Genomic DNA, 2,666 nt, shown 5'->3' on the forward strand with positions numbered 1-2,666 from the left:
AGATGTGTATAAGAGACAGCCGCTGGTGGCAGGGGCTGCTGCACGGCGCCGTGGACATACTCGGCATCGGCGCCGCCGCACTCGTCCTGGCCGCGTTCGGCGAGGGGGCCACCGTGGAGAGACCCTGGCGGCCACTCCAGTGGGGCATCGAGGCCGTGCCCGAAGTGCTCCTCGCCGCCTGCACCTATCTGCTCGTCACCCGGCTCCTCCTGTGGTACACCCGGGCCTCCCAGAGCGGCCAACTGCCCACCGTCGCCCGCACCGCCGTCCTGCGCCAGGGACTCGTCGCCGTCGCCCTGGTCGGGATCACCCCGCTGATCTGCGTCGTCGCCTCCGTCATGCCGGTACTGCTGCCGCTCTTCGCCATCCCGCTGATCGCCCTGGACTCCACGCTCTGGATCGCCCGCGCCCGGGCCGAGGAGCAACTGCGGGACCCGTTGACGGGGCTGCCCAACCGGCTGTGGCTCCTGGAGCGGACGTGGACCGCGCTGGAGGACGCCGAGGCCACCGGCGCCCGGGCCGCGCTCGTCCTCATCGACCTGGACCGCTTCCGCGCCGTCAACGACACCCTGGGCCACCTCGCCGGAGACCGGCTGCTCCTCCAGATCGCCGAACGGCTCCGGCTCGCCCTGCCCCGTGGCGCGGAGGCCGCGCGGCTCGGCGGCGACGAGTTCGCCGTCCTGCTGCCGACCACGGACTCCACCACCAGCGCCCAGCGCGTCGCCCGCCACCTGGTCGCCGAACTCTCCTCCCCCCTCGGTCTGGACGGGCTCACCCTGGTGCTGGAGGCCAGCGCCGGGGTCGCCGTCCACCCCGACCACGCGCTCGACGCCGAAGGGCTGCTCCGCCGCGCGGACGTCGCCATGTACCAGGCCAAGCGCGACCGCACCGGCGTCGAGGTGTACGAGTCGAAGCGCGACAGCAACACCCCCGACCGGCTCGGGCTGCTGGGCGACCTGCGCCGCGCCCTGGACGCCCGGGAGGTGGAGCTCCACTACCAGCCCAAGGTCCGCTTCGACGGCCAGGTCGCCGGTCTCGAAGCGCTCGTACGCTGGGTGCACCCGGAGCGGGGGCGGGTCCCCCCGGACGAGTTCATCGCCATCGCGGAGTCCTCCGGCCTGATGCCGCACCTGACCGAGTACGTCCTGGAGACGGCCCTCGCCCAGGTCGCGCGGTGGCGCGCGCAGGGGCTGCTCGTCCCGGTCGCCGTCAACGTCTCTCCGCGCGACGTGCACACCCCGGGCTTCGCGGGCAGCGTCGCCGCCCGGCTGGCCAGACACGGCGTCCCCGCCGGTGCGCTGCAACTGGAGATCACCGAGCACGTGCTGCTGGAGGACCCGCAGCGGGCCGCCGACACCATGGCCGGGCTCACCGCGCACGGCGTGAAGATGTCCCTGGACGACTTCGGCACCGGCTACTCCTCCCTGGTGCACCTGCGGAAGCTGCCGGTCAGCGAACTGAAGATCGACCGGTCGTTCGTCGCCCGTCTCGCCGTCGACACCGAGGACGCCGAGATCGTCCGCTGCACCATCGACCTGGCCCACTCGCTGGGCCTGCTGGTCGTCGCCGAGGGCGTGGAGGACGACGAGACGTGGGAGCGGCTGCGGGACCTGCGAGCTGGAGGCGGCGGCCGCGGCGGCGGTCGCCTCCGAACGCGATCCCCGGCCGACGGGACGCGCGCTCAACCCGGGTCCGGCGACGGCCTGAAGGGGCGGGCCGGGGCCCCGGAGGCGGTGTGTCCGTCGGCGTGTCCCCGGACCCCATAGGATTGGTTCCTCGAATCAACTTCGCCGAACCCTGAGGATCGCTGTATGCCTGGCATCACGCGCGAGGAGGTCGCCCACCTCGCCCGGCTGGCGCGTCTGGAGCTGAAGGGCGAAGAGCTCGAACACTTCGCCGGTCAGCTCGACGACATCATCGGCGCGGTCGCCCGCGTCTCCGAGGTCGCCGACCAAGACGTACCGCCGACCTCCCACCCGCTGCCGCTGACCAACGTCATGCGGGCGGACGAGGTCCGTCCGTCGCTCACCCCCGCGCAGGCGCTCTCCGGCGCCCCGGCCCAGGAGCAGCAGCGTTTCAAGGTGCCGCAGATCCTGGGGGAGGACTAACAGCCATGACGGACATCAGCACCATCATCAAGCTCACGGCCGCGCAGATCGCCGAGAAGATCGCCTCCGGCGAGCTGACGGCCGTCGAGGTCACCGAGGCCCACCTGGCCCGGATCGAGGCCGTCGACGAGAAGGTCCACGCCTTCCTGCACGTCGACCGCGAGGGCGCCCTCGCGCAGGCGCGCGCCGTCGACGCCAAGCGGGCGGCGGGCGAGAAGCTCGGTCCGCTGGCCGGCGTCCCGCTCGCGCTCAAGGACATCTTCACCACCAAGGACATGCCGACCACCGTCGGTTCGAAGATCCTCGAGGGCTGGGTCCCGCCGTACGACGCCACCCTCACCACGAAGCTGAGGGCCGCCGACGTCGTCATCCTCGGCAAGACCAACATGGACGAGTTCGCCATGGGGTCCTCCACCGAGAACAGCGCCTACGGCCCGACCGGCAACCCCTGGGACCTCACCCGCATCCCCGGCGGCTCCGGCGGCGGTTCCTCCGCCGCCCTCGCCTCCTTCGAGGCCCCGCTCGCCATCGGCACGGACACCGGCGGCTCCATCCGCC

The 2,666-nt window shown here is 72.5% G+C and carries 3 protein-coding genes; all 3 read left to right on the top strand.

What is annotated here, in order from left to right:
- Nucleotides 1-1,766, top strand: a 1,766-nt coding sequence (locus IH13_RS0123850) for a putative bifunctional diguanylate cyclase/phosphodiesterase (protein WP_420713392.1), incomplete at its 5' end; no start/stop codon positions are given.
- 45 nt (nt 1,767-1,811) lie between these two features.
- A complete protein-coding gene (gene gatC / locus IH13_RS0123855) occupies nt 1,812-2,108 on the top strand; it encodes an Asp-tRNA(Asn)/Glu-tRNA(Gln) amidotransferase subunit GatC (protein WP_014048481.1) in 297 nt (98 codons plus the stop codon).
- 5 nt (nt 2,109-2,113) lie between these two features.
- On the top strand, nt 2,114-2,666 hold a 553-nt coding region (locus tag IH13_RS0123860; protein WP_031087683.1), incomplete at its 3' end, for an amidase.

The sequence above is a fragment of the Streptomyces sp. NRRL WC-3549 genome (genome assembly GCF_000721935.1).
GTDB lineage: Bacteria > Actinomycetota > Actinomycetes > Streptomycetales > Streptomycetaceae > Streptomyces.

What these genes read in the sequence shown, in the direction of transcription:
- gatC (WP_014048481.1), top strand. Translation starts at nt 1,812, where the DNA reads ATGCCTGGCATCACGCGCGAGGAGGTCGCCCACCTCGCCCGGCTGGCG.